This is a genomic window from Pseudoclavibacter sp. 13-3 (assembly GCF_021168475.1).
Taxonomy (GTDB): Bacteria; Actinomycetota; Actinomycetes; order Actinomycetales; family Microbacteriaceae; genus Pseudoclavibacter_A.
On sequence record NZ_JAJOZT010000001.1, the window covers coordinates 191,262 to 214,564 of the forward strand.

The 23,303-nt window shown below is 67.6% G+C and carries 16 protein-coding genes; 2 read left to right on the plus strand and 14 right to left on the minus strand.

Features of this window, described 5'->3' with window-relative positions:
* Positions 1–80 precede the first annotated feature (80 nt).
* The 6 genes from leuS to LRX77_RS00990 all read right to left on the minus strand — a co-directional run bounded on the left by leuS (position 81) and on the right by LRX77_RS00990 (position 10,928).
* Positions 81–2,612 (minus strand): leucine--tRNA ligase, encoded by a 2,532-nt coding sequence (leuS, locus tag LRX77_RS00965; RefSeq protein WP_231830955.1) that lies wholly within the window; start codon positions 2,610–2,612, stop codon positions 81–83.
* Between the two features lie 51 nt (positions 2,613–2,663).
* Positions 2,664–4,436, minus strand: coding sequence for a thiol reductant ABC exporter subunit CydC (gene cydC / locus LRX77_RS00970; protein WP_231830956.1), 1,773 nt, complete (start codon positions 4,434–4,436; stop codon positions 2,664–2,666).
* The gene (gene cydD / locus LRX77_RS00975; protein ID WP_331716126.1) at positions 4,433–6,196 is read right to left on the minus strand and encodes a thiol reductant ABC exporter subunit CydD; all 1,764 of its coding nucleotides are present in this window, start codon (positions 6,194–6,196) and stop codon (positions 4,433–4,435) included. The genes cydC and cydD overlap by 4 nt, the downstream gene beginning before the upstream one ends.
* A 113-nt stretch (positions 6,197–6,309) precedes the next feature.
* Positions 6,310–7,344 carry a cytochrome d ubiquinol oxidase subunit II gene (gene cydB / locus LRX77_RS00980; RefSeq protein ID WP_231830957.1) on the minus strand — a complete coding sequence of 345 codons (1,035 nt, stop codon included), beginning with the start codon at positions 7,342–7,344 and terminating at the stop codon, positions 6,310–6,312.
* 19 nt (positions 7,345–7,363) lie between these two features.
* A complete protein-coding gene (locus LRX77_RS00985; RefSeq protein WP_231830958.1) occupies positions 7,364–8,848 on the minus strand; it encodes a cytochrome ubiquinol oxidase subunit I in 1,485 nt (494 codons plus the stop codon).
* A gap of 259 nt (positions 8,849–9,107) precedes the next feature.
* Positions 9,108–10,928: a DEAD/DEAH box helicase gene (locus LRX77_RS00990; RefSeq protein WP_269453593.1), complete on the minus strand. Its 1,821-nt coding sequence runs from the start codon at positions 10,926–10,928 to the stop codon at positions 9,108–9,110.
* Between the two features lie 151 nt (positions 10,929–11,079).
* On the opposite strand from LRX77_RS00990, the gene LRX77_RS00995 reads away from it, so the two are divergent.
* Entirely contained in the window at positions 11,080–11,805 is a 726-nt protein-coding gene (locus tag LRX77_RS00995) for a GntR family transcriptional regulator (RefSeq protein ID WP_231830960.1), read from the plus strand.
* Here the strand turns inward: LRX77_RS00995 and LRX77_RS01000 are convergent.
* From LRX77_RS01000 to LRX77_RS01020, 5 genes are all read right to left on the minus strand, one after another.
* Positions 11,738–12,850: an acetate/propionate family kinase gene (locus LRX77_RS01000; RefSeq protein ID WP_231830961.1), complete on the minus strand. Its 1,113-nt coding sequence runs from the start codon at positions 12,848–12,850 to the stop codon at positions 11,738–11,740. The genes LRX77_RS00995 and LRX77_RS01000 overlap by 68 nt on opposite strands.
* Positions 12,847–14,937 carry a phosphate acetyltransferase gene (gene pta, locus LRX77_RS01005; protein WP_231830962.1) on the minus strand — a complete coding sequence of 697 codons (2,091 nt, stop codon included), beginning with the start codon at positions 14,935–14,937 and terminating at the stop codon, positions 12,847–12,849. Before pta ends, LRX77_RS01000 begins: the two co-directional genes overlap by 4 nt.
* A gap of 235 nt (positions 14,938–15,172) precedes the next feature.
* A complete protein-coding gene (locus tag LRX77_RS01010) occupies positions 15,173–15,724 on the minus strand; it encodes a YceI family protein (RefSeq protein WP_231830963.1) in 552 nt (183 codons plus the stop codon).
* Positions 15,725–15,830: 106 nt separating this feature from the next.
* Positions 15,831–16,562 carry a polyprenol monophosphomannose synthase gene (locus LRX77_RS01015; protein ID WP_231830964.1) on the minus strand — a complete coding sequence of 244 codons (732 nt, stop codon included), beginning with the start codon at positions 16,560–16,562 and terminating at the stop codon, positions 15,831–15,833.
* Positions 16,559–18,244: an AMP-binding protein gene (locus LRX77_RS01020; RefSeq protein ID WP_231830966.1), complete on the minus strand. Its 1,686-nt coding sequence runs from the start codon at positions 18,242–18,244 to the stop codon at positions 16,559–16,561. The genes LRX77_RS01015 and LRX77_RS01020 overlap by 4 nt, the downstream gene beginning before the upstream one ends.
* A 79-nt stretch (positions 18,245–18,323) precedes the next feature.
* On the opposite strand from LRX77_RS01020, the gene LRX77_RS01025 reads away from it, so the two are divergent.
* Positions 18,324–18,995 carry a metal-dependent transcriptional regulator gene (locus LRX77_RS01025; RefSeq protein WP_231830967.1) on the plus strand — a complete coding sequence of 224 codons (672 nt, stop codon included), beginning with the start codon at positions 18,324–18,326 and terminating at the stop codon, positions 18,993–18,995.
* A gap of 17 nt (positions 18,996–19,012) precedes the next feature.
* On the opposite strand, the gene LRX77_RS01030 is transcribed toward LRX77_RS01025, so the two are convergent.
* Genes LRX77_RS01030 through LRX77_RS01040 form a run of 3 tightly spaced genes read right to left on the minus strand, consistent with a single transcriptional unit; the run spans position 19,013 to position 23,291 of the window.
* On the minus strand, positions 19,013–20,755 hold the full coding sequence (locus LRX77_RS01030) for an amino acid ABC transporter ATP-binding/permease protein (protein ID WP_231830969.1): 1,743 nt from the start codon (positions 20,753–20,755) through the stop codon (positions 19,013–19,015).
* A complete protein-coding gene (locus LRX77_RS01035; protein ID WP_231830970.1) occupies positions 20,752–22,539 on the minus strand; it encodes an ATP-binding cassette domain-containing protein in 1,788 nt (595 codons plus the stop codon). Before LRX77_RS01035 ends, LRX77_RS01030 begins: the two co-directional genes overlap by 4 nt.
* The gene (locus tag LRX77_RS01040) at positions 22,539–23,291 is read right to left on the minus strand and encodes a TIGR00645 family protein (RefSeq protein WP_231830971.1); all 753 of its coding nucleotides are present in this window, start codon (positions 23,289–23,291) and stop codon (positions 22,539–22,541) included. The genes LRX77_RS01035 and LRX77_RS01040 overlap by 1 nt, the downstream gene beginning before the upstream one ends.
* Between the last annotated feature and the right edge of the window lie 12 nt (positions 23,292–23,303).

Consider the following 23,303-nt stretch of genomic DNA (forward strand, 5'->3'; position numbering starts at 1 on the left):
CAGAACAGCGCCCCCGGTGGGCGCCGAGTGAGATCACTCCGCTGCCCACCGAGGGCACGTGTCGGTCATGCGGCTGCCGGTCAGCCCACCACGATATTCACCAGCTTCGGCGCACGCACGATCACCCGACGGATGCTGCGGTCGCCCAGGAGCTCCTGCACGTGGTCATTCGCCAGCGCGAGCTCCTGCAGCTCGCTCTCGGCGATCTCAGGCGAGACCTGGAGCCGTGCGCGCACCTTGCCGTTGATCTGCACGACCGCGGTGACCTCCTCGCGAACCAGCAGCGAGGGATCGGCCACTGGCCAGACCGACAGCGCCACGGCATCCTCATGACCCAGCATCTGCCACATCTCAGCGGCGAGATACGGGGCGAACAGGTCGAGCACACGGGCCAGCACCTCGGCGGCCTCGCGCACCGCCGGGTCGGCGGCCCCGCGCCCCTGCGGGCGGTCGATCGTCTTGCGTGCGAGGTTCACCAGCTCCATCAGACGGGCCACGACCACGTTGTACTTGGTCGCCTCGATCAGGTCGGGCGCATCGGACAGCAGATGGTGCGTGGCCTGCCGCAGCGTCAGGTCGCCTTCGTCGAGGGCAGCGGACTCACCGGCGGATGCGCTGCTCACGTCGCGAGCGACGCGCCAGGCCCGGGCGAGGAACTTCGCCGAGCCCTGCACCGAGACGTCTGCCCAGTCGATGTCGTCTTCGACCGGCCCCGCGAAGGCGAGCGTGACTCGCAGCGCGTCGGCGCCGTGATCGCGCAGCTCGGAGGCGAACTCGACGAGATTGCCCTTCGACTTCGACATCTTCGAGCCGTCGAGCAGCACCATGCCCTGGTTGATCAGCGAGGTGAAGGGCTCGTCGAACGCGACCCACCCCATGTCGTGCAGCACTTTCGTGATGAAGCGCGAGTAGAGCAGGTGCAGGATCGCGTGCTCGACGCCGCCCACGTAGATGTCGATCGGCGCCCACTGGCGGGCCTGCTCGGGGTCGAACGGCTGTGCCGCGTCGTTGGCGCCCAGAAAGCGCAGGTAGTACCACGAGCTGTCGACGAAGGTGTCCATCGTATCGGGGTCGCGCAGCGCCGGCTCGTCGGTGCCGGGCAGCGTGGTGTGCACCCATTCGGTGGCCGCACCCAGCGGTGAGGTGCCCTTGGGCTTGAGATCGAGGCCCTCGGTGTCGGGCAGCTCGATCGGCAGCTGCGACTCGGGCACCGGCACCAGCGAGCCGTCTTCGGCGTGCAGCACGGGAATCGGCGTGCCCCAGTAGCGCTGACGCGAGATCAGCCAGTCGCGCAGGCGGTACGTCTTCGTGCCATGACCGGTGCCATCGGCCTCGAGCCTCTCGATCACCCGTGCTATCGCCTCGTCTTTGTGCAGGCCGTCGAGCGGGCCCGAATTGGTGAGCACCCCGTCTCCGGTGACTGCGACGCCGCTCTCGGCGGGGTCGTCCTCGTCGGTGCCCACCACGACGCGTACCGGCAGGTCGTAGGCGCGGGCGAAGTCGAGGTCGCGCTGGTCGTGTGCGGGCACGGCCATGACCGCGCCGTGGCCATAGTCGGCGAGCACATAGTCGGCAGCCCAGACGGGCAGCCGCTCGCCGTTGACCGGGTTCACCGCATAGCGCTCCAGGAACACGCCGGTCTTGGGGCGGTCGCTGGCCTGACGCTCGATCTCGGTGGCGTGCTGCGTGCGATCGAGATAGTCCTGAAAGCGCATCCGTGCTTCGGGGCTGGCGGTCGAGACGAGCTCGGCGGCCAGGTCGCTCTCGGGGGCGACCACCATGAAGGTGGCGCCGTAGAGGGTGTCGGGACGCGTGCTGAACACGGTGACCGGCTGCTCCCGACCCTCGATGTGAAAGTCGATGTCGGCGCCGTAGGAGCGGCCGATCCAGTTGCGCTGCATCTGCAGCACCTTCGACGGCCAGCGTCCCTCCAGCGCGTCGAGATCGTCGAGCAGGCGGTCGGCGTAGTCGGTGATCTTCAGGTACCACTGGGTGAGCTTCTTCTTCTCGACCAGTGCGCCGGTGCGCTCCGACGTGCCGTCTGCGAGCACCTGCTCGTTGGCGAGCACGGTCTGGTCGACCGGATCCCAGTTGACCCAGGAGTCTTTGCGGTACGCCAGCCCGCGCTCGTACATCTGCAGAAAGAGCCACTGGTTCCAGCGGTAGTACTCGGGGTCGGAGGTGTGCAGCTCACGCGACCAGTCGAAGCTCGGCGCGTAGGTCTCGAAGCTGCGCTTCTGCTGTGCGATGTTGTCATACGTCCACGTGCGCGGGTTGATGCCGCGTTTGATCGCCGCGTCTTCGGCAGGCAGGCCGAAGGAGTCCCAGCCGATCGGGTGCAGCACGCTGTAGCCGCGGTGGCGCCAGTAGCGTGCGGCGATGTCGCCATAGCAGAACGCCTCGGCGTGCCCCATGTGCAGGTCTCCCGACGGGTACGGGAACATGTCGAGCACGTACTTGCGCGGTCGCTCGGGATGCTCGGTCACCGCCCGCTCGGCGTCGAACAGCTGCTGATCGGCCCAGATGGGCTGCCACTTCTGCTGCAGTCTGCGAAAGTCGTATTCTGGCTGTTCTGCCGTCTCGTCGCTCAACTCTTCTTCACCTGTTCTCATGGATCGCGCTGGTCTGTCGGAAACGAGGCAGACCGCCTCAAGATTACTCGATCACGCCTGTTCGCCGGCCTCGACCCGCGTGAGCCGTCCGTCAGCCAGATGCAGGTGCTCGTCGACCAGGGTCGCAGGAACCCGATCGTGACTCATCAGCACGACTGCGGGAGGCCTCCCGTCACGGGTGCTGCCGTGCAAGCCTGCGATGGTCAGCAGGTCGACGAGCAGCTCGTCGGCGAGCTCAGGGTCGACGTTGGCCGTCGGCTCGTCGAAGACGATCACCGGAAACTCGGCCAGCAGGGCACGCGCCAACGCCAATCGCTGCACCTGGCCGCCAGAGAGCAGCCTGCCGTTCTCTCCCACGATCGTGTCGAGGCCGTCGCGCGAGCGGCTCAGGTCGTCGAGGCCGACTCGGCGCAGCACCGCGAGCAGAATAGCGTCCTCGGCTTCGGGCCGGGCCAGCAGCAGGTTGGCGCGCACTGTTGACGCGAAGAGGTGGGGTCGCTGCTCGCAGAGCCCGACGACCCGTCGGACGGCGTCTCCGCCGAGGTCGCGCGCGTCTCGTGCGTCGATGGTGTAGCGGCCGGAGCGATGGTCGAGAAAACGCACCATGGTGGCCGCCAGCGTGCTCTTGCCGGCACCGCTCGCCCCTGTGATGAGCAGACGGCGGCCGGGCCGCAGGTCGAGGTCGATGCCCTCGGCGATGATCGGTGCACCGGGCCAGCCGATGCTGACGTCGCGCAGCTGCAGCGACGAGAACGCGGATGCTCGCTCGTCTGGCTGCGAGGCGGGCCCGGCCCCGGCATCCGCAGACGAACCGGCATCGTCGGCTCCGCCGTTCAGCCGCCTGCCGTCGTCGATGACCGCACCGATGCGGTGCGAGGCGACGCGCACCTTCTCGATCGCCGTCATGGCGGTCGGCACCTGAGAGAAGACGTCGAAGATCGTCATCGGCACCAGCACCAGCACCGCGAGCCAGCTGCCGGGAAACGCTCCGGCCTGCAGGTCGGTGCCCCCGGCCCAGAGCGCGCCGATCACGGCGACACCGGTGAATCCGGTGAGACAGAGATCGACGAGCCCCTGCGTGGTGGCGCGCGAGCGGTCGATCACCGACTGCCGACGGGCCAGACGCCGGGCCTCGCGCTGCGCCTGCGGCAGCGCATCGTAGGCGGTCAGCACGTCCATCGACTCGAGCATGCGCAGCATGTGCTCGTTCTGCGCAGCCCGCACCGGGGCGGCCTCGCGCGTGCGAGCCGAGGTGGCGCGCTCTGGCAGCACACCGCCGAGCACTGCGGCGCCGATCAGGCTCAGGGCGAGCACGAGTGCCGCCATCGGCGAGATCAGCGCGAGCAGCGCGGTCGTGACCGCACTCACCGCCAGCGAGGTGAGGAGCGGCTGCCAGACGCGCAGCGGAAGATCCTGCAGGTCGTCGATGTCTGACACGAATCGGCTCATCAGATCGCCGCGGCCCAGATGCGAGAGGTTCGCCGGCGCTCCCGGGATGAGACGTTCGAACACGCCGACGCGCAGCCGCCCGAGCATGCGGAACGCGGCGTCGTGACTGAGCAGTCTCTCGATGTAGCGGAAGGAGGCGCGCCCCAGCGCGAAGGCCCGCACGCTCACGATGACCGCCATCAGGGTCAGAATCGGCGGCCGCAGCGCGCTCGCCGAGATGAGGTAGGCGCTGGCCCAGGTCAGACCGATGGCGGCTGCGGCGCTGAGCACTCCGAAGAGCGCACCCGCCCAGAAGCGCTTCGGGTCTGGCGTGGCGAGTCTGGCGAGTCGCTCGTCGACGCCGGGGGCCGGCAGCGGTGTCGTGCGTCGGCTCATGCGACCACCCCGCTGCGCTGGTCATCCGTCGTCGAGGAGTCATCTGCTCCGGCATCGCCCAGACCCCCCGCAGGGCTCGCCGGCTGGGCTGCGACGCACACCCGAGCATCCGCCGCAGCGATCACGCGCGGGCGATGACTGATGGCGATCACGACACGACCGTCGCGGGCGACCGTGTGCATGCCGGCGATCATGTCACGCTCGGTCTGCTCGTCGACGGCGCTGGTCGGCTCGTCGAGCAGCACGATCCTGCAGTCGCGCGAGAACGCCCGGTAGTAGGCGCGCGCGATGCAGACGCGCTGGGCCTGGCCGCCCGAGATGCCGCCGCCGATGGGGTCGATCATCTGGTCGGGGTCGAGTCGGCCGGCGCCCGCCAGCCGCAGGCACCGCCTCACTTGTTCGGGGTCGGCGGGTTCGTCTGGATCGACCCCGAGGGCGACATTGGTGGCGATCGTGCCGGGAAAGAGGTCGCTCTGCTGCCCGGCCCACGCGATGTTAGCGCGCAGCGGCGCGTCGCGTGCGAGATCGATGCGCCCGGCCTGCCAGCTCACCGCACCGGTCGCCGGCGCGAAGCCCAGAAGCGCTGCGAACACACTGCTCTTTCCCGCTCCAGACGGCCCGCTCACCACGGTGAGCTGCCCTGCCTCGGCGCGCAGTGACACGGGCTGCAGCTCGACGTCGCCCCGCGTGACGCGCACGTCGTCGAGTCTGAGACTCGAGGTCGGCTCGGCGGATGCCATGGTCACATCGTCGGTCGCCCAGCGGAGAGAGGGCGTCGGGTGCGTCGCGGCCCCGGGCTCGGGCTCGGGTTCGTCGAGCACGCTCAGCGCGTCGTCGGCGGCCGAGATGCCCTCAGTGGCCGCATGATAGTGCGACCCCACCAGGCGCAGCGGCGAGAAGGCCTCGGGTGCGATCAGCAGCACGAACAGGCCGGTGTACAGGTCGATCCCTCCCCCGATGAGGCGCGTGCCGATCGAGACGGCGACCAGGGCCACCGCCAGAGTCGAGGCGAGCTCCAGGACGAAGCCCGACATGAACGAGATGCCCAGCACACGCATGGTGCGCTGCCGGTAGCGATCGGTCACCGCCGAGATCACGTCACGCTGGTGCCACTGACGCCCGAAGACTTTGAGCGTGGAGAGCCCGGTGACGACGTCGACGAAGTGCCCGGAGAGCGTCCGAGAGGCCTCCCACTCCGAGTTCTGCACCCGCTGGGTGTACCAGCCGATCAGGATCATGAAGACAGGGATCAGCGGCAGGGTGATGCCCACGGTGATGGCGGAGGGCAGGTCTTCGCGCCAGAGGACGACGAGGAAGACCGGCACCGAGATGGCGGTGAGCACGAGCTGCGGCAGAAACTTCGAGAAATAGCCGTCGAGGGCGTCGAGACCGCGCCCGTAGACCGTGGTCAGCTGCGGGGCCGAGCGGCTGCTCAGCCAGGCCGGGCCGAGTGCGGCGAACTTCTGCGCCATCTGCTCGCGCAGCTGCGCCTTGACCGTTGCCGCGGCGACCTCGGACGAGACGTTCCAGGCATAGGCCAGCAGGGCGCGCAGGCCCTGTGCGACCGCGGCGAGGCCGACCAGACGCAGGCTCTCGCCCCACGTGAGGTGCTGCATGAGCGCACCGGCCACGCACTGGGCCACAGCCCACGAGAAGACCAGGATGCAGGCGATCTGCAGCAGACCGATGAGCCCGCTGACGAGCAGATAGCCTCGTGCAGCCGTTGCCCGGCGCAGCAGCCGGGGGTCGATGGGTTTGATCGTTCACCTCGTGTTCGAAGATATCGGCGCAGACGGAAGAACCGCTCCCCTCGCCTGCCACAACAGTGTAGTCGTGCAGTCGAGCGAAGCGGTTCGTTCCGGCTGGTGTGGCGTCAGTGTGCCAGAGTCGCGTGCTCGATGTCGACGCGGCGAACGCGCTTGCGGAACACCCAGTATGTCCACCCCTGGTAGAGCAGCACGACCGGCAGGGCGAACACCGCCACCCAGGTCATGAACGAGAGGGTGTTCGTCGAACTCGAGGCGTTCGTGAGCGTCAGGCTGTGCTCGAGTCCGTACGTGCTCGGCATCACCATGTGCTCCGGGTAGCTGGTGAACAGCACCATCCACAGCGCCAGCACGGCGAAGACGACGGTGAGCGCCGTGAACGTGAAGCCGAGGCCGTCGCGTTCGATCCAGTTGCACCAGTAGCTGATGATCAGCGTCACCGCGGCCAGCAGCGAGAGCACGAGCACGATCGGCGAGAAGTGGGCGATGTTGGTCCACAGCAGGAAGAGCGCTGCCACCACGATCGTGATCAGGCCGAGTGTGCGGCCCAGACGATGCGCACGAGCTTTGACCTTGCCGTCGGTCTTCAGGGCGACGAACTGCACGCCGTGCGTGAAGAAGAGCAGCAGGGTCGTGAGGCCGCCCAGCAGGGCATACGGGTTGAGCAGCGTCAGCAGCGTGCCCTGGTAGACGAACGAGTGCTCGACCTTGAGAATCGGCAGCCCGTTGACGATGTTCGCCACTGCCACGCCCCACAGCAGCGCCGGTACGGCAGAGCCGATCACGATGAACCAGTCGAACCACTTGCTCCAGTTCTCGTGGTGACCCTGATGGCGGTATTCGAACGAGACGCCGCGCAGGATCAAGGCGATCAGGATGAGCACCAGGGCCAGGTACGCGCCGCTGAAGAGCGTGGCATACCACTCGGGGAAGGCGGCGAACAGGCAGGCACCGGCGACGATCACCCAGGTCTCGTTGAGATCCCAGACCGGGCCGATCGTGTTGATGATCTGCCGGCGCTCGGTGTCGTTCTTGCCGAGGAAGGGCAGTGACATACCCACGCCGAAGTCGAAGCCGTCGAGCACGAAGTAGCCGACGAACAACACCCCGACGATGAAGAACCAGAGAATTTCGAGAGTCATTTGATCAAATCTCCATTACCTAGTACGTGATCGCCAGTTTGTGGGGATCGACCTCTGCGGTCTCATCCCCGCTGTCGAGTTCGTCGAACTCCGGTGGTCCGTCCTGTGCTGCCTTCTTGATGAGTTTGAACTCGACCACGGCAAGAGACCCGTAGACCAGGGTGAACAGAGCCAGCGACAGGCCGACCGACCAGGCCGGGACGTTCGGCGAGACGGCGCTCTCCGTCGTCATCAGGCCGAAGACGATCCAGGGCTGACGCCCCATCTCAGTGAAGACCCAGCCGACCAGGTTGGCGACCAGCGGCACCGGTGCAGCCCAGATGGCGACCCTCCAGAACCAGTCGGGAACGGTGATCGTGCTCTTCTTGCGGGTGAGCCACAGCGCCACGAGGGCGATGAGCGCGGCGAATGCGCCCAGGCCCATCATCCAGCGGAAGCTCCAGTAGGTGATCCAGATGATCGGCATGAACGAGCCGCTCGAGGGGCAGGTCAGCGCGGCGTTGGCGGCATCCGTGCAGAACTGCTGCGTGTACTGGGCCTGCAGATTCGTCAGGCCCTCGACCGTGCCGTTGAAGGTGTGCGTCGACAGGAACGACAACAGGTAGGGAACGCGCAGCGAGAACAGCTCGCTGTGACCGTCGGGAGTGCCCAGGGTGAAGATCGAGAACGAGGCGTCGGCACCCGTGCTGGTCTGGTACATGGCCTCGGCGGCAGCCATCTTCATGGGCTGCGTCTCGACCATTGCGATGCCGAGCTGATCACCGCTGATGAACGTGCCGACGAACCCGGCGAGCACCGACCAGGCACCGATCTTCAGGCCGGTGCGCATGGTCTCGACGTGCTGATTGCGCCGCAGGTGGTAGGCGCACACCGCGACGATGACGGCCCCCGCGAACACGACTGCACCCGTGATCGCATGCGGAAATGCTGAGACCGCGACCGGATTCGTGAGCACTTTGCCGATGTCGGTCAGCTCGGCGCGTCCACGGTTCGGGTTCAGCTCGTAGCCGACCGGATTCTGCATGAACGAGTTGGCGGCGATGATGAAGTATGCCGACAGAATGGTCGCGATCGACGTCAACCACGCCGAAGCGAGGTGCACACCCTTCGACACCTTGTTCCAGCCGAAGATCCAGACGCCGATGAACGTGGCCTCCAGGAAGAAGGCGAAGAGCCCCTCCATGGCGAGCGGTGCGCCGAAGATGTCTCCGACGAAGCGCGAGTACTCCGACCAGTTCAGCCCGAACTGGAACTCCTGGACGATGCCCGTCACGACGCCCATGGCGAAGTTGATCAGGAAGATCTTGCCGAAGAGCTTTGTGAGCTTCAGGTACTTCACCTTGCCGGTGCGCACCCAGGCGGTCTGAATAATCGCGACGATGAGCATCAGCCCGATCGTCAGCGGCACGAACAGGTAGTGGTACAGAGTCGTCAGCCCGAACTGCCAGCGCGCCAGCGCCAGCGCCGTGGGGTCGCTCTGCAACACGGCCAATGTCTCGGTCATGTGCGTTCCTCTTCACTTCGGTGAAATAGTCGGTCTCCGACACCTGTCGGCGACACCTGTTGGAGACGTTACTCCGGCTTGTATACAAGTGCAAAGTAGACGACCCTAACCTGTGCCGGATCGGGGCGACTTCGCTCAGATCACGGCTCGGCGAAGCCTCGGCAGCTCGCCGGCACGGCGAGAGCCGGCATCCGAGTCAACGCTGTGTCGTCACCGGAGATGAGCCGGATGAACAGGATGAACAGGATCGGGCCGTACGTCAGCGGCGGCCGCGGTGCATCCAGCCGCGCACGGTCTGCAGCCGCTTCTGCAGCTGCCCGAGATCTGCCTGAGGCACGGCCGGGCCGCCGCTGATGCGGCGGAGTCTGGAATGGATGCTGCTGTGCGACTCACCGCTGATCTGCGCCCAGACAGACACCGCCTGGTGGAGTTCGGCGCGCTTGGCCTTCAGCTGTTTGAAGAGCGGCTCGCTGGAAGCCGCCTCGGTCTGGGGCGACGACGCTGCGGTGCGCTGTTTGCGCTTGGTGATCTCGTCTTGGTGCGAACGGAGCAGCGAGCGCACCTGGTCGGGTTCGAGCAGTCCGGGAAAACCGAGGAAGTCCTGCTCTTCGAGACTGTCGGCTTCGGCGCCCGAGCCGAACTCATCGCCTTCGAAGAGCACACGATCGAAAGCGGCCTGCGCCTCGAGAGGTTCGAAGTCGACGCCGTCCAGCAGATCGGCTGAGGCCGATTCGCGCTGGTTCGCCTGTTCGAGCAGCGAGTCTTCAAGGCCGTCGTCGTCGCGATCTCTGGGCCCGCCGAGAACGTGATCTCGCTCGACCTCGAGCTCATGGGCCAGACCGACGAGGCCGGGCACGCTCGGCAGAAAGATCGTCGCCGTCTCGCCGCGCTTGCGGGCTCGCACGAAACGGCCGATCACCTGTGCGAAGAAGAGCGGCGTGCTGGCACTCGTGGCATAGACGCCGACGGCCAGCCTGGGCACGTCGACGCCCTCTGACACCATGCGCACTGCGACCATCCAGCGCTGCTGCCCCGCTGAGAACTCTTCGATGCGATCGCTGGCGCCGTCTTCGTCGCTCAGCACGATGGTTGCAGACTCCCCCGTGATCTGCCTGAGGATGCCGGCGTAGGCCCGGGCCTGCGTCTGGTCGGTGGCGATCACGAGGCCGCCCGCGTCGGGCACCCCGCGACGCACCTGCGTCAGCCGCGCATCTGCCGCACGCAGCACCGAACCGATCCAGTCGCTGCGCGGGTCGAGCGCAGTGCGCCAGGCCTGGGCGATGATGTCTTTGGTCGCGGGTGCGGCAAGATCGGCGCTCATCTCGTCACCGCTGCGAGAACGCCACCGCATGTTGCCGGCGTAGGTCAGAAAGATCACCGGCCGCACCACGCCGTCGTGCAGCGCGCGACCGTAGCCGTACGTGTAGTCGGCACGTGAGATCTTCGAGCCGTCAGGCTGAGGCTCATACGTGACGAAGGGAATCTGGGCCTCGTCAGAGCGGAAGGGTGTTCCCGTGAGGCAGACCCGTCTCGTCGCGTGCGCGTAGGCCTCGCGGATCGCGTCGCCCCAGCTCAGCGCGTCGCCGCCGTGGTGCACCTCGTCGAGGATCACGAGTGTGCGCTTCGCCTCGGCCAGCGCTCTGTGCACCTCGACGTTGGCCGCGACCTGTGCGTAGGTCGCCGTCACGCCGACGTAGTGCGACCCGAAGACCCGATCGGCGTTGCGAAAGTTCGGGTCGAGGCGGATGAGGGCTCGCTCGGCTGCCTCGGCCCACTGCCGTTTGAGGTGCTCGGTGGGGGCCACGACCAGCACTCGATCGATGACGCCCTGATCGAGCAGGCCCGCGGCCAGCTGCAGCGCGAACGTGGTCTTGCCGGCACCCGGCGTGGCGGCGGCCAGAAAGTCTCGCGGCTGCTCGGCGAAGTAGTGCTCGAGGGCCTCGGCCTGCCAGGCGCGCAGACGACTCGCGGTGCCTCGTGCCGCCCGGCGCGGGTAGGCCGGGGGCAGATCGCGGGCAGACGCGTTGCCGAAGTCGATTGGGGGGTGCACGGCAGAGATTGTACCCGCAGCCGACGACATCCGCCTGCCCGATCATCGCTGACATCGCCACCTGCAGCCGGTGTTTCCGGCGGTCTGCGGCACGCCCTCCGGCATTTCGCCGGGACTGTCCTATTATGATCACGGCGGTCATCGGCGACTGCCCCGACGCGGGATCCTGAGGGAGAACACGATGACCGAGCAGCAGACGAACAGCAAGGCGTTGCAGGCACGCGACGCCATCAAGCGATCGATCGCCGCAGGCAGACTGCAGGCGGGCCAGCGCCTGGTCATCTCGCAGCTGGCTCGCGAGCTCAAGATGTCGCCCGTTCCGGTTCGCGAGGCCATCCGTCTGCTCGAATCAGAGGGTCTGGTCACATTCGCTCACAACGTGGGCGCGCAGGTCACCGACTTCCGCCCGCAGGAATACCGGCACATGATGTCGACGCTCTCGGTGCTCGAAGGCGCGGCCGTCGCCCAGACCGTGCCGCACATCCGCCAGCAGACCATCGACGAGGCCCGCTTCTACAATCGGCACCTGATCGAGGCGCTCAAGGCATCGCGGTTCGCCGAGGCCAACCGGTTCAGCACGCTCTTCCACCGCGTGCTCTACCGCGACTGCCCCAACCGGTACCTGATGCAGACGCTCAACGAGGGGTGGGCGAAGGCCGCCGCCGTGAAGGGCGCTGTCTTCGGTCTGCTGCCCGGGCGTGTCGACGGCCTGGTCGAAGAGCACGAGCACCTGTTGCAGATGCTCGAGAAGAAGAACTCCCCCGATGAGGTCGAGGCGTTCATCCGCGCCCATCGAGAGCGCAACACCGAGGCCTACCTGCGCTACGCCCAGCAGGCGCTCAGTGATCGCGCTGCCACAGGAGGGCCTCGGCCTGCCGGATCATCGTCACGTCCTCGCGAGTCCTGACGAGGATGATCGCGGCCGACGACCCCTCGGTCTGAATCTGGCTGTTCATCTCGTTGCGCTGATTGAGGCGCTCGTCGAAACGCACGCCCAGCGGTCGCAGTCGTTCGAGCACGAGCGCGCGAGCAGCTGGTGAGTTCTCACCGATGCCACCGCTGAACACCAGGGCGTCGAGACCGCCCGCCGCGATCGTCATCTGGCCGATCATGCCCGCGGCACGATGCGCCCAGACGGCCAGCGCCAGCTGCGCCGAGGGCTCCGCGGCGTGTGCACGCTTGACGATGTTGCCCATGTGCGTGTCGCCGGCGAGGCCGAGCAGTCCCGACTGGCGCTCAAGCCGCGAGATGACCTCGCGCACGCTGAGACCTGTGTTGGCCACGAGCCATGCCGAGACCGCCGGGTCGATCGTGCCCGAACGAGTCGACATGACCAGCCCCTCGAGCGGGGTGAAGCCCATCGTCGTGTCCACGCTGTGACCGTCGCGCACCGCCGTCAGCGAGGCGCCGGAACCGAGATGTGCGCTGACGATATGCAGCTCGGAGAGATCGCGACCGAGGAGGCGTGCCGCTTCGCGCACGTTGTACTCGTGTGCGAGACCGTGGAAGCCGAACCGACGCACGCCGAGGCCCTCACGCCATTCACGAGGAATCGCATAGGTGTAGGCCTCGGCGGGCATTCTGGCGTGGAATGCGGTGTCGAAGCAGGCGATCTGCGTCGCCTCTGGCAGCAGCGCGCGCAGGCGCTCCAGCGTCGCCACCGAAGGCGGCTGGTGCAGCGGCGCCAGATCGGTGAGCTCTTCGATGCCGGCCATCACCTTGTCGTCGACGATCGCGGCCTCACCGAAGAGTCGCCCGCCGTGCACCACGCGATGCACCACGACCTCGATGTCGCCGCTGACCGACGAGAAGTCGGCGATGAGCTCGGCCCACGCGTCGTCGGTGATCTCGGCCGGCGGCGTCGCAACCGTTCGGTTGTAGACGACTTCGTCCTGGTCGGCGACGCTCAGCTTCAGGCTCGACGAGCCCGCGTTCACCAGCAGCATGCTCATGCGTTGTCCTCCTCTTGAGTCGCGGCGGGCTTCGTGGCGCCCGCCTGCACTGCCGTCACCAGGATGGTGTTGACGACATCGTCGACCGTACAGCCCCGCGACAGGTCGTTGACCGGCCTGCGCAGCCCCTGCAGCACCGGCCCGATGGCGATCGCACCGCTCGACTGCTGCACGGCCTTGTAAGTGTTGTTGCCCGTGTTCAGGTCTGGGAAGACAAAGACCGTCGCGCGCCCGGCGACCGGTGAGTCGGGCAGCTTGCCGGCTGCGATCTTCAGATTGCTGGCCGCGTCATACTGGATCGGCCCCTCGATCGGCAGATCGGGTGCCGCGGCGCGGGCGAGCTCGGTCGCCTCGCGCACGGCGTCGACCGATGATCCGCGGCCCGAGGTGCCGGTCGAGTACGAGAGCATCGCCACGCGCGGCTCGATGCCGAAGGCCGCTGCGGTCTGCGCACTGGCGACGGCGATGCCGGCGAGCTCCTGCGGTGTCGGGTTCGGGATCACGGCGCAGTCTCCGTAGACCAGCACGCGGTCGGGCAGACACATCAGGAACACCGACGAGACCTCTGTGGCGCCGGGCCGCGTCTTGATGATCTGGAAGGCGGGACGAATCGTGTCGGCGGTCGTGTGCACCGCACCCGAGACCATACCGTCGGCTCGGCCGGAGTGCACCAGAAGCGTTCCGAAGAAACTGGGGTCACGAACCTGTCGCGCGGCCTGTTCGAGCGTCACACCCTTGTGCGCGCGCAGCTGCTGGTAGGTCTGCGCGAATTCATCGAGCAGAGGTGACTGCTCGATGTCGATGATCTCGACGCCGTCGAGGCGCACCCCGTGCAGACGCGCGAGCTTCGACACCTCGTCGGGGTCGCCCAGCAGAATGAGGTCGACGAGGCCCTGTTTCGCGATCTCGGCGGCGGCCGTGAGGATGCGCGGGTCGCCTCCTTCTGGAAGGACGATGCGGGCGTGCGCCGCACGAGCTCGGCGGGCGAGCTCGTAGGCGAAGCGCTCTGGCGTGGTGACCTCGCGCAGCGACAGCTCGAAGCGGGAGAGGATCTCTGCCCCGTCAGCGTGCTCGTCCCACGTCTTCAGCGCCTGGCGTGTGCGAGTCGGGTTGCCGGCGCCGATCTCGCCGCGCACCTGACTGGCGGCCTGCGCGACCGCAAAGGTGTCAGCCCGCTTCTGGTAGACCGGGATGCTGGCGATGTCGATGACGCTCTGCAGACGCTCGGAGATGTCGAAGTCACCGCTGATGATGACGGCCTCTGGGGCGAGGGCGGCCTGAAGCACCGCATCGATCAGCTCGACGCGGTCGCCGGGAACGACCACGAGCGCACCCGACCCGATCACCGAGAGCGCATGCTCGGCCTCCATCGCCGCCACGGTGATGCGACGCACCAGGTGGTCTGCGTCGCCCTCGGCGCCGATGCGCAGCGCCTCGATGGCCTCTGCGGTCTCTTCGACGCTCGGCCAGGAGAGACTCTCGACATACGGCAGCAGGTAGACGGGGCGTCCGAGCGATCCTGAGGGAATCAGCGTGCGTGCCTCGTCGATGACCTCTGGCGAGACCCGGTTGACCACGATGCACATCAGCGTGGATCGAGCCTGGCGCAGGCGCTGACGTGTCAGGGAGACCGCGGCGGCCACGCGTGCAGCGCTGCGGTCAGAGCCGTCGACCACGGCGAGCAGCGGCACGTCGAGATGCCGGGCGAGGGCGACGTTCACGTCGGGCTCGCCGTGAACCGGAACGGTGACGGCATTGGTGCCTTCGATGATCACGAAGTCGACCTCGGCGGCGAGGCGCTCATAGGCGCCGAGGCACTCGGCGATCAGGTCGTCGGCGCGGTCGTCTGCCACCAGCTCTTCTGCGTGCGCGGCAGTCATGACCGATGCCGCGGTCAGAGCGCCTTCGGGAAGCAGCTGCTCGGCGAGCTGCACGATGCGAGACTCGGTCGGCGTGTCGGCTGAGGTGATCGGTCGCAGAAACCCGATGCGTGCGTAACGGGCCGCAGCCTGCCGCAGCAGCCCGATGGTGACCAGCGACTTGCCGGAGGTCTCTCCTACGCCGGTGATGAGCAGTCCGTCGGGCATGAGATCTCCATCTGTTCGGGGCGTCGATGCCCTCTCACAATATCGCACACGTGAAACACCCCCGAGAGCCGAGTCGAGTGGTGGGAGACCATTCGGTGAACTCTTCGTGACACCGAGCGGCATGCGCCGCATCCGGACGAGTCGTCAGAGACGACGACGGCCACGAGGATCGCAGTGGATCTCTCGTGGCCGTCGCCCCGTCTGTGGCCGGATCAGCGCGCCCGGCACCGCTCGGTCACTGCTGGTCGAGCACGAACTCAGCCTCGATGTGGATCTTCACGTCGCTGCCCAGCAGCACGCCGCCGGCCTCGAGCGTGCTGTTCCATTCGAGCCCGAACTGCTCGCGCTGGATCGTCGTGTTGGCCTCGAGCCCCAGAACGGTCTGACCGTAGGGGCTGGTTGCGATGCCGCCGATCTCGACCGAGAAGTCGACGCTCTGCGTCACGCCGCGCAGCGTCAGATCGCCGGTGACGACCAGGTCATCGCCGCTGCGCGTGACCGCGGTCGAGCGGAACGTGAGCTCGGGGTGGTTCTCGGCGTCGAAGAAGTCGGGCGTGCGCAGGTGGCCGTCACGATCGGGGTTGCCGGTCGAGATGCTGGCGGCCTGGATCTCGGCAGTCACGCTGGAGTCGAGCTCGTTCTCGCCCGTGGTGAGGGTCGCTGCGAACTCGGTGAAGCTGCCGCGGAACTTCGTGACGAGGTGGCGCACGCTGAAGCTGATACTGCTGTGGCTGGAGTCGATCTGCCACGTGCCTGTCGTGAAGCCTGCGATTGCGGAATCGGTCATGATCTCTGCTCCTTCATTGGGATGCCGGGCCTTCGTCCGCACATCAGTGGTTGTATCTACAACAGTATCCACATGGATGCATCGGCGCAAGTGGAACCGGAAATTCTCAGCGCCGCCCGGGCAGCATCCGCTGCAGCCCCCACACGGTCACCCGCAGCACGGCCTCGACGATGATCGAGAGATCCATCTTGGAATGGCCGGTCTCTCGTTCGACGAAGGTGATCGGCACCTCGACCACGTCGAGACCGGCGGTCACGGCGCGACGCAGCACATCGATCTGAAAGCAGTACCCGTGGCTCGCCGTCTCTTCGAGGCGCAGCGGGCGCAGAGCGGTGACGGGGATCACGCGGAACCCCGAGGTGACGTCACGCTGTCTCAGCCCCAGCATCAGACGCGAGTACGAGCTGGCGGCGTGGGAGAGCGCACTGCGATACCAGGGCCAGTTCACGATCGTCCCCCCGCGCACCCATCGCGATCCGAGCACGAGGCGTCCTTCGCCGCCGGCGGCGAGCAGGTTCGGCAGCTGCTCGGGCAGGTGGGAGCCGTCGGCGTCCATCTCGACCAGATAGCGAAAGCCGTGGGCGTCGCCCCAGGCGAAGCCCGCCGCATAGGCGGGTCCGAGGCCCTGCTTCTGCCGGCGGTGCAGCACGGCCAGTGACGGATGCTGATCGCGCAGCTGGTCGGCGAGACGGCCGGTGCCGTCAGGGGATCCGTCGTCGACCACGAGGACGGATACCTCGGGGAGGGCGCCGAACAGCCGTTCGAGCACGCCTGGCAGCGACTCGCGTTCGTTGTAGGTGGGGATGACGACGAGGGTCTCCCCCGCTGACGCGTTCAATCGCGCAGCTCGCGACGGATGACCTTGCCGACGTTCGACATGGGCAGCTCGTCACGGAACTCGATGTAGCGCGGACGCTTGTAGCCGGTGAGGTACCGGCGGGCGTACTGCCGCACCTCGTCTTCGGTGAGGTCTGGGTCGGCCGGCACGATGAACGCCTTGACGACCTCGCCGGAGTGCTCGTCGGGCACACCGATGACGCCGGCGGTCTTGATCCGCGGGTGATCGCTCAGCACCGTCTCGACCTCGTTCGGATAGACGTTGAACCCTGAGACCGAGATCATGTCCTTCTTGCGGTCGACGATCGAGAAATAGCCGTCGGGGTGCAGCACGGCGACGTCACCGGTGGCCAGCCACCCGTCGGCGTCGAGCACCTCGGCGGTCTCGTCCGGGCGCTCCCAGTATCCTTTCATCACCTGCGGCCCGCGCACGTACAGGTCGCCGGGCTCTTCGAAGTCGGCGACGCGGCCTTGGGCGTCGAGCACTTTGATCTCGGTCGACGGCAGCGGAATGCCCACGGTGCCGATGACCGGCGGCCGCCACGTCGGGTTCACGCTGACGACTGGCGATGCCTCGGTGAGCCCGTAGCCCTCGAGCATGGGCCGCCGGGTCACGGTCTGCCATTCGTTCGCCGTGGACTCGCGCAGGGCCATGCCGCCCGCCACCGTGAGCTTCAGAAAGTCGAAGTCGGCCTTCGCGAATCGTGGATGGTCGAGCAGCGCCTGAGCGAGGGTCGACACCAGGATGATCACCGAGGTGCGCTCCCGGACGATCGTCTTCGTGAGCGGCGCGATCTCTCGAGGGTTGGTCACGAGCACGTTGTGCAGACCGTAGGCGAAGAAGCAGAGGCAGTTCACCGTCATGCAGAACACATGGTAGAGCGGCAGTGCGGCGAGCACGTTCTCGGCTCCCTCGTCGAGGATCACCCGCATCCAGTGCCGCATGGCCTGAGAGTCTGCCAGCAGATTGCGGTGCGTGAGCATGGCCCCCTTCGGCGTGCCGGTCGTGCCCCCGGTGAACTGCAGCAGGACGACGTCGTCGAGTTCGGCGGGCACCGGCTGCAGGCACAGGTCGGCCCCGTGCGCGATCGCGTCTCGAAAGTCGATGGCGCCCGGCAGTCGATACTTGGGCACCATGCCCTTCAGCCGCATGCCGGCGTTCGTCAGCAGCCGCCTGGCCGGGCTGTGCCAGAGGTCGGCCGGCCGAGTGATGATGACGTTCTGCAGTGTCGTGTCGGGCAGGATGTCGGCGATCTTGTCGGCGAACATCTCGAGCACGACGATGGTGCGCGCTCGAGACTGCAGAATGACCGCCTTGGTCTCGGGTGCGGTGTAGAGCGGGTTCGCGTTCACCACGATCAGCCCGGCCTTGATGGCGCCGAAGAGCGCGACCGGGTACTGCAGCAGATTGGGCATCTGCAGCACGATGCGGTCGCCGGGCCGCAGCCCGAGCGACACCTGCAGATACGCGGCGAAGTCGTCTGAGAGCCGCTTGACCTCGGCGAACGTGAGCGTCTGACCCATGTTCGTGAACGCTTTGCGATCGCCGAATCGCGCGCAGGTCTGATCGGCGAGATCGACGATCGACCGGGGCTCGAGCGGGCCGATCTCGCTGGGCACGTCATCGGGATACAGGTCGAGCCATGGTCTCGGAATGTCGTCTTGCCTCTGCTGCTCAGTCACGGGTCAATTATGCCCCACCAGGAGGTTCGTCGGAGGGAGCGGCGGCTGTGCCAGATGATCGGCACGTACAATCGAAACCATGTCAGACCCCCGTGCCACTCTCTCCCAGACGAACCAGGACTATCTGAAAGAGATCTGGCAGTTCGCCGAATGGTCGGGTGATCCCATAACCACCGGCCAGCTCGCCGAGCGCATGGGGCTCACTCGATCGACCGTCTCAGAGGGCGTCCGTCGGCTCACCGACCAGGGCTACGTCGTGCACGAGCGCTACGGCAACATCACGCTCACTCCGGTGGGCGAGTCCGCAGCGGTGAGCCTGGTGCGCAGCCATCGCATCCTCGAGACCTTCTTGGTGTCGTATCTGGGCTATGACTGGGATGAAGTGCACGAAGAGGCCGAGGTGTTGGAGCACGCGGTGAGTCCGCGCATGATCGAACGACTCGACGCCCGCCTGAACTTTCCCACCCGCGACCCGCACGGCGATCCGATACCGCGTGCCGACGGCAGCATCCCGACGCTCGACGCCCACCCGCTCAGCGAGGTGCCCGAGGGACACACCGTGCACGTGCGACGAGTCTCAGACGAGAACCCGGAGCTGCTGCGCTACCTCACAGACATCGGACTCACCCTCGACAGCACGATCACCGTGCGGGAGCGCATTCCCGCCGCAGGCACGATCCGCCTGGTGATGAACGGTCAGCCGCTCGATCTCGGCCTGCCAGCGGCCGGCAACATCCTGGTCACCGAGTAGCGGCGCCCAGGCGGCCCTCAGCGCCGGCTCGCCGCGGACAGCCGAACGTCTCCCGTCTCGCCAACCGTGATGACCGGGCCGTTCCACGCGTCGTCGCGATGCGAGACCCAGATCACGGTGCGCCCCGACGTCGGGTCGAGCACGACGCGGCGAATGTCGTCGGCAGTGCCGGCGTCGAGCTGTGAGGTGACCTCGTCGGCGAGCAGCACCGGGGTCTGCGCCAGCAGCGCGCGAGCGAGCCCCAGCCGCTGGGCTTGGCCTCCCGACAGAGCGATGCGTCCGTGGCCGCGCCCGAGCGGCGTGCGGATGCCCTGGCGCAGCCCCTCGACGAACTCGCCGAGTCCGACGGTCGCGCACACCCGTCGCAGGTCGTCGTCGCCTGCGTCGGGTCGCGCAATGCGCAGATTCTCGGCGATGCTGGCGTCGAAGAGGAAGGTCGCCTGGTCGACCACGGCGACGGTGCGCACCAGGTCGGCACGGCTCAGCGACCGCAGATCCTGACCCGCGATCTGCACCGAGCCGGAATCCGGGTCGTGCACGCGGGCGATCAGGTCGACCAGCGTCGACTTGCCGCTGCCGCTCGAGCCCTCGACGAGCACATGCGCGCCGGCCTCGACGCTGATCGGTTCGGGAACGCGCACCCGGGAACCGCGGCCGCCCCGTGCGGCATCATGCTGGTACTCCAGCGGGCCGATCACGACCGCAGCTCCCCCATGGGCCGCGCCGGTCGCTGGCGACTGCTCAGCAGACGACTCTGCCGGGAACTCCACCTCGGGTGGGCTCGTCATCGTCGTCTGCACGCGAAGCGTCGCCGTCTGCACGGCGCGCCAGTCGTTGACGAAGCCGACGACCGACTCGGGTGCGGCAAATGCGGTGAACGCCAGTGCGGCAGCGGCGAGGGCCGCGCTGAGCGGATCCTCGATGAGCGCACCGGTCGCCGGGCCTGCGGTCACCACGACGAGCAGCGTCGCGGCCACGGTCAGCAGCCAGGCCAGCGTCATCAGCGTTCGACGCAAGCGCCCGAGTCGCTGCTCGGCGCACATGGTATCGGTGTGCGCGCGATTGAGCTCGCGCCACCCCAGCCCGCGACGAGCGAGGGCGTCCAGACCGCGCAGATCAAGCAGCGCGTGCATCGTCTCGGCCGCGAACTGAGCGCTCTCGCCGTCGAGTCGGGCTGCGTCGGATGCCATCTGGGCCTCGCCGCGCAGACCGAGCCCGGCGCAGCCGAAGGCCAGCGCGAGACCGACGATCAGCACGACCGCCGGCATCCACCCGGCGACCAGCCACTGAGCGACCGCCACCGCGACGCTGATCACCACGGCGCTCACTGCCGGAACGATGGTGTGTGCGAAGAACACCTCGAGCCGATCGATGTCCCGGCTGGCCCGAGAGAGCAGCTCGCCGCTGGCGCTGCGAGCCGACACCGCCGGCGCCTGTGGCAGCAGGCTGCCGAAGAAGCGCACGCGCAGGTGTGCCAACAGGATGAAGGCGACGCGATGACCGAGGTACTGCTCGCCGTAGCGGGCGAGCCCTTTGACCAGAGCCAGGCCGATGAGTGCGAGAGCCACCGTCCAGGCTGAGACGTCGTCGCGGGCACTCGCCGTGACGAGCAGCACACCGGCGACCACGGCTGCGATGCCGGTGGCCTGTGAGATCAGGCGCAGCGCGAGCGACCCGCTCAGGCTGCCGCGAAACCCCTTCGTCATGGGCAGCAGCTCGCGCAGCGTGGCAGCAGTGCTGGGGTGCGTCGCGTTGGTCATCGTGCCTCCACATCATGCATGCCGTCTGTGGCGAGTCGCAGCGTGCGCATGCGCCGGGCGAACGCCTGCGGATCGTGTGTGACGCAGACGACGGCGATCTGGTCGGGCAGATCGGCGAGGGTCTCCACCAGCCGTCGGCCGGTCTGACGATCGAGCCCACTGGTCGGTTCGTCGAGCAGCAGCACGTCGACCGGTTGCATGAGCGCGCGTGCCACGGCGAGTCGCTGGCGCTGGCCGCCGGAGAGCCCAGCGCCGCGCTCTCCCAGCGTCGAGTCCAAGCCGGCGGATCGTTCCCGCACCGTCTCGCTCAGACCGGCCAGCTCGAGCGCACGCCAGCAGGCGGTGTCGTCTGCGGCATCCGCCGGAGCGACGCTGTCAGAGCCGCTGACATCCGGCAGGCGCCCCAGCCCGAGGGCCAGATTCTCGCGAACCGTGCCAGAGAGGATGACCGGGTTCTGCACCACTTCGACGATGCGCAGCCCGGGGGCGCGCTCGATCCGGCCAGAGCCGGGGTCGCGGCGGCCGGCGAGCACCCCGAGCAGTGTCGATTTGCCGGCGCCGCTGCGGCCGGTGACCGCCCAGCGGTCGCCACGACGGATGTCGAGCCGGAGCCCCTGTGCGAGCCTGCGCCCGTCTGGGGTGACGAGACCGGCGTCGGCAAGGCGCAGCAGCGCGTCGTCAGCCGGAAGGCCGGGTGCATCTCGTGTCGCGGGGCGGGGCTGTGCACCGGCCGAGCCGATCACGCGGGCCAGCCGGTTCTCGGCCCGCTGACCCTGTGCACGCAGGTAGAAGAACTTGCCGACCACATCGAGCGGGGTGCTCATCACGACCGCGAGCAGCACCACGACCGCCCCCTCGGTCACATCGATGTTACCGGCACGCAGGCGCCACACGGCCAGCAGTGCCGAGCCGGCGAGCACCCCCGCGTAGAAGAGCCCGTCGAGCACGAGAATGAGCAGCTGGTTCACCGCCAGCAGACGCATGACCTCTGCGCGCTGCTGCTCGGCGCTGCGAGCCAGGCGCTGCAGATAGCGGTCGCCCGCGCCGAAGAGCGCGAGTGTGCGCAGCCCCTGGAGGCCCTGCAGAAACGTCACGGCGAGCGACGCCTCCCGCCGTCGCCAGCCGCCCATCGAACGCCGGGTGAGTCGCTGAAACGCCCCCACTGCCGACGTGACCAGAACGACCAGGGCCGCGAGGCATCCGGCCAGAACGGGATCGACCGCGACGGCGATGACGACGAGCACGACGACGGGCGCGAGCAGAGCGGCGAGGATGCTGCCGTGGAACTCGGCCCGATAGGTCGCGTACTTCGCGGCGTCGGCGGTGGCGAGATCGGCGAAGTCTCCCTCGGCGGGCAGCCGGTCATCGGCCCGGCCCGACCCTTCCAGCCGGGTGAAGAGCCGCTCGCGCACGGAGATCTGCAGCCGGCGCTCCGCGGCATCCTGTGCGCACTCGCCGAGCCACTGCACGACCACGACACCGACGAAGACGACCGTCACCACGACGAGCGGCGTCACCGCGGACGCCGCTCCCGCGGGGCCGAACGCCCCGGCGAAAGTTCGACCCACGGCGACCACGCCGATCGCGAGTAGCGCAGTGCGCAGCACCGAGAGCGCGAGCCCCGCAGACGAGAGCCGGCTGAGCGCCGCGTCGACGGGCAGGACCGACCGGGCGGCGCCGGCGGAGCCCGCCGCGGGGCGTCCGTGCCCGGAGCGGTTCGGCGGCGTCGACCCGTCGGTCGCTGTGCGCCGCTGCCGGGCAGCCGCAGAGCGACTCTCTGGCATCAGCGCTCACGCGGCTTCCCGAGAGCTGCCGCTGCCGCCCGCGATGCGACGGCGGTGGAAGCGGGCTCTGCGGGATGGGCTGCATCGGGCGCAGACGGATGCGAGGGCAGGTCGGCCGCCTCGGCATCGGCCTCGGCTTGATGATCGGTCGGGCGCTGGATGCGCTCGATCCAGGCGAGAGCCACCGCAGAGAGGATGAACGTGAGGTGGATGAGCACCTGCCACATCACACCGGTGGCCGTATAGGTCTCCCCGGTCACGTTGTGAGCCTGGTCGGAGCCGAGGTCACCGACCTCGATGAACGTCTTCAGCAGATGGATCGACGAGATGGTGATGATCGAGATGGCCAATTTGACCTTGAGGATGGTCGCGTTCACGTGCGACAGCCAATCGGGTTCGTCCGGGTGCCCATCGGCGTTTATCTTCGAGACGAAAGTCTCGTACCCGCCGATGATGACCATGATCAGCAGGTTCGCGATCATGACCACATCGATGAGCCCCAGCACGGCCAGCATGATGGTGGTCTCATCGAGTTTTCCCCAGTCGGTGAGAACGTCTGTGACCAGATGGCCCAGGTCGACCCAGAACACGATCACGTAGATCAGCTGTGCGATGATGAGCCCGATGTAGAGCGGAGCCTGGAGCCAACGACTGGCGAAGATCAGGTAGCCGAGGACATTGGAGGTCTGCGAGTTCTGCGACTGACGGCCAACGATGAATTGACGTCGCGGGTGGTGATCAGAGGGTGACATCGAGCTCCTGAC

What these genes read in the sequence shown, in the direction of transcription:
- leuS (WP_231830955.1), bottom strand. Translation starts at nt 2,612, where the DNA reads ATGAGAACAGGTGAAGAAGAGTTGAGCGACGAGACGGCAGAACAGCCA.
- cydC (WP_231830956.1), bottom strand. Translation starts at nt 4,436, where the DNA reads ATGAGCCGACGCACGACACCGCTGCCGGCCCCCGGCGTCGACGAGCGA.
- cydB (WP_231830957.1), bottom strand. Translation starts at nt 7,344, where the DNA reads ATGACTCTCGAAATTCTCTGGTTCTTCATCGTCGGGGTGTTGTTCGTC.
- LRX77_RS00985 (WP_231830958.1), bottom strand. Translation starts at nt 8,848, where the DNA reads ATGACCGAGACATTGGCCGTGTTGCAGAGCGACCCCACGGCGCTGGCG.
- LRX77_RS00990 (WP_269453593.1), bottom strand. Translation starts at nt 10,928, where the DNA reads ATGTCGTCGGCTGCGGGTACAATCTCTGCCGTGCACCCCCCAATCGAC.
- LRX77_RS00995 (WP_231830960.1), top strand. Translation starts at nt 11,080, where the DNA reads ATGACCGAGCAGCAGACGAACAGCAAGGCGTTGCAGGCACGCGACGCC.
- LRX77_RS01000 (WP_231830961.1), bottom strand. Translation starts at nt 12,850, where the DNA reads ATGAGCATGCTGCTGGTGAACGCGGGCTCGTCGAGCCTGAAGCTGAGC.
- pta (WP_231830962.1), bottom strand. Translation starts at nt 14,937, where the DNA reads ATGCCCGACGGACTGCTCATCACCGGCGTAGGAGAGACCTCCGGCAAG.
- LRX77_RS01010 (WP_231830963.1), bottom strand. Translation starts at nt 15,724, where the DNA reads ATGACCGATTCCGCAATCGCAGGCTTCACGACAGGCACGTGGCAGATC.
- LRX77_RS01025 (WP_231830967.1), top strand. Translation starts at nt 18,324, where the DNA reads ATGTCAGACCCCCGTGCCACTCTCTCCCAGACGAACCAGGACTATCTG.
- LRX77_RS01030 (WP_231830969.1), bottom strand. Translation starts at nt 20,755, where the DNA reads ATGACCAACGCGACGCACCCCAGCACTGCTGCCACGCTGCGCGAGCTG.
- LRX77_RS01035 (WP_231830970.1), bottom strand. Translation starts at nt 22,539, where the DNA reads ATGCCAGAGAGTCGCTCTGCGGCTGCCCGGCAGCGGCGCACAGCGACC.
- LRX77_RS01040 (WP_231830971.1), bottom strand. Translation starts at nt 23,291, where the DNA reads ATGTCACCCTCTGATCACCACCCGCGACGTCAATTCATCGTTGGCCGT.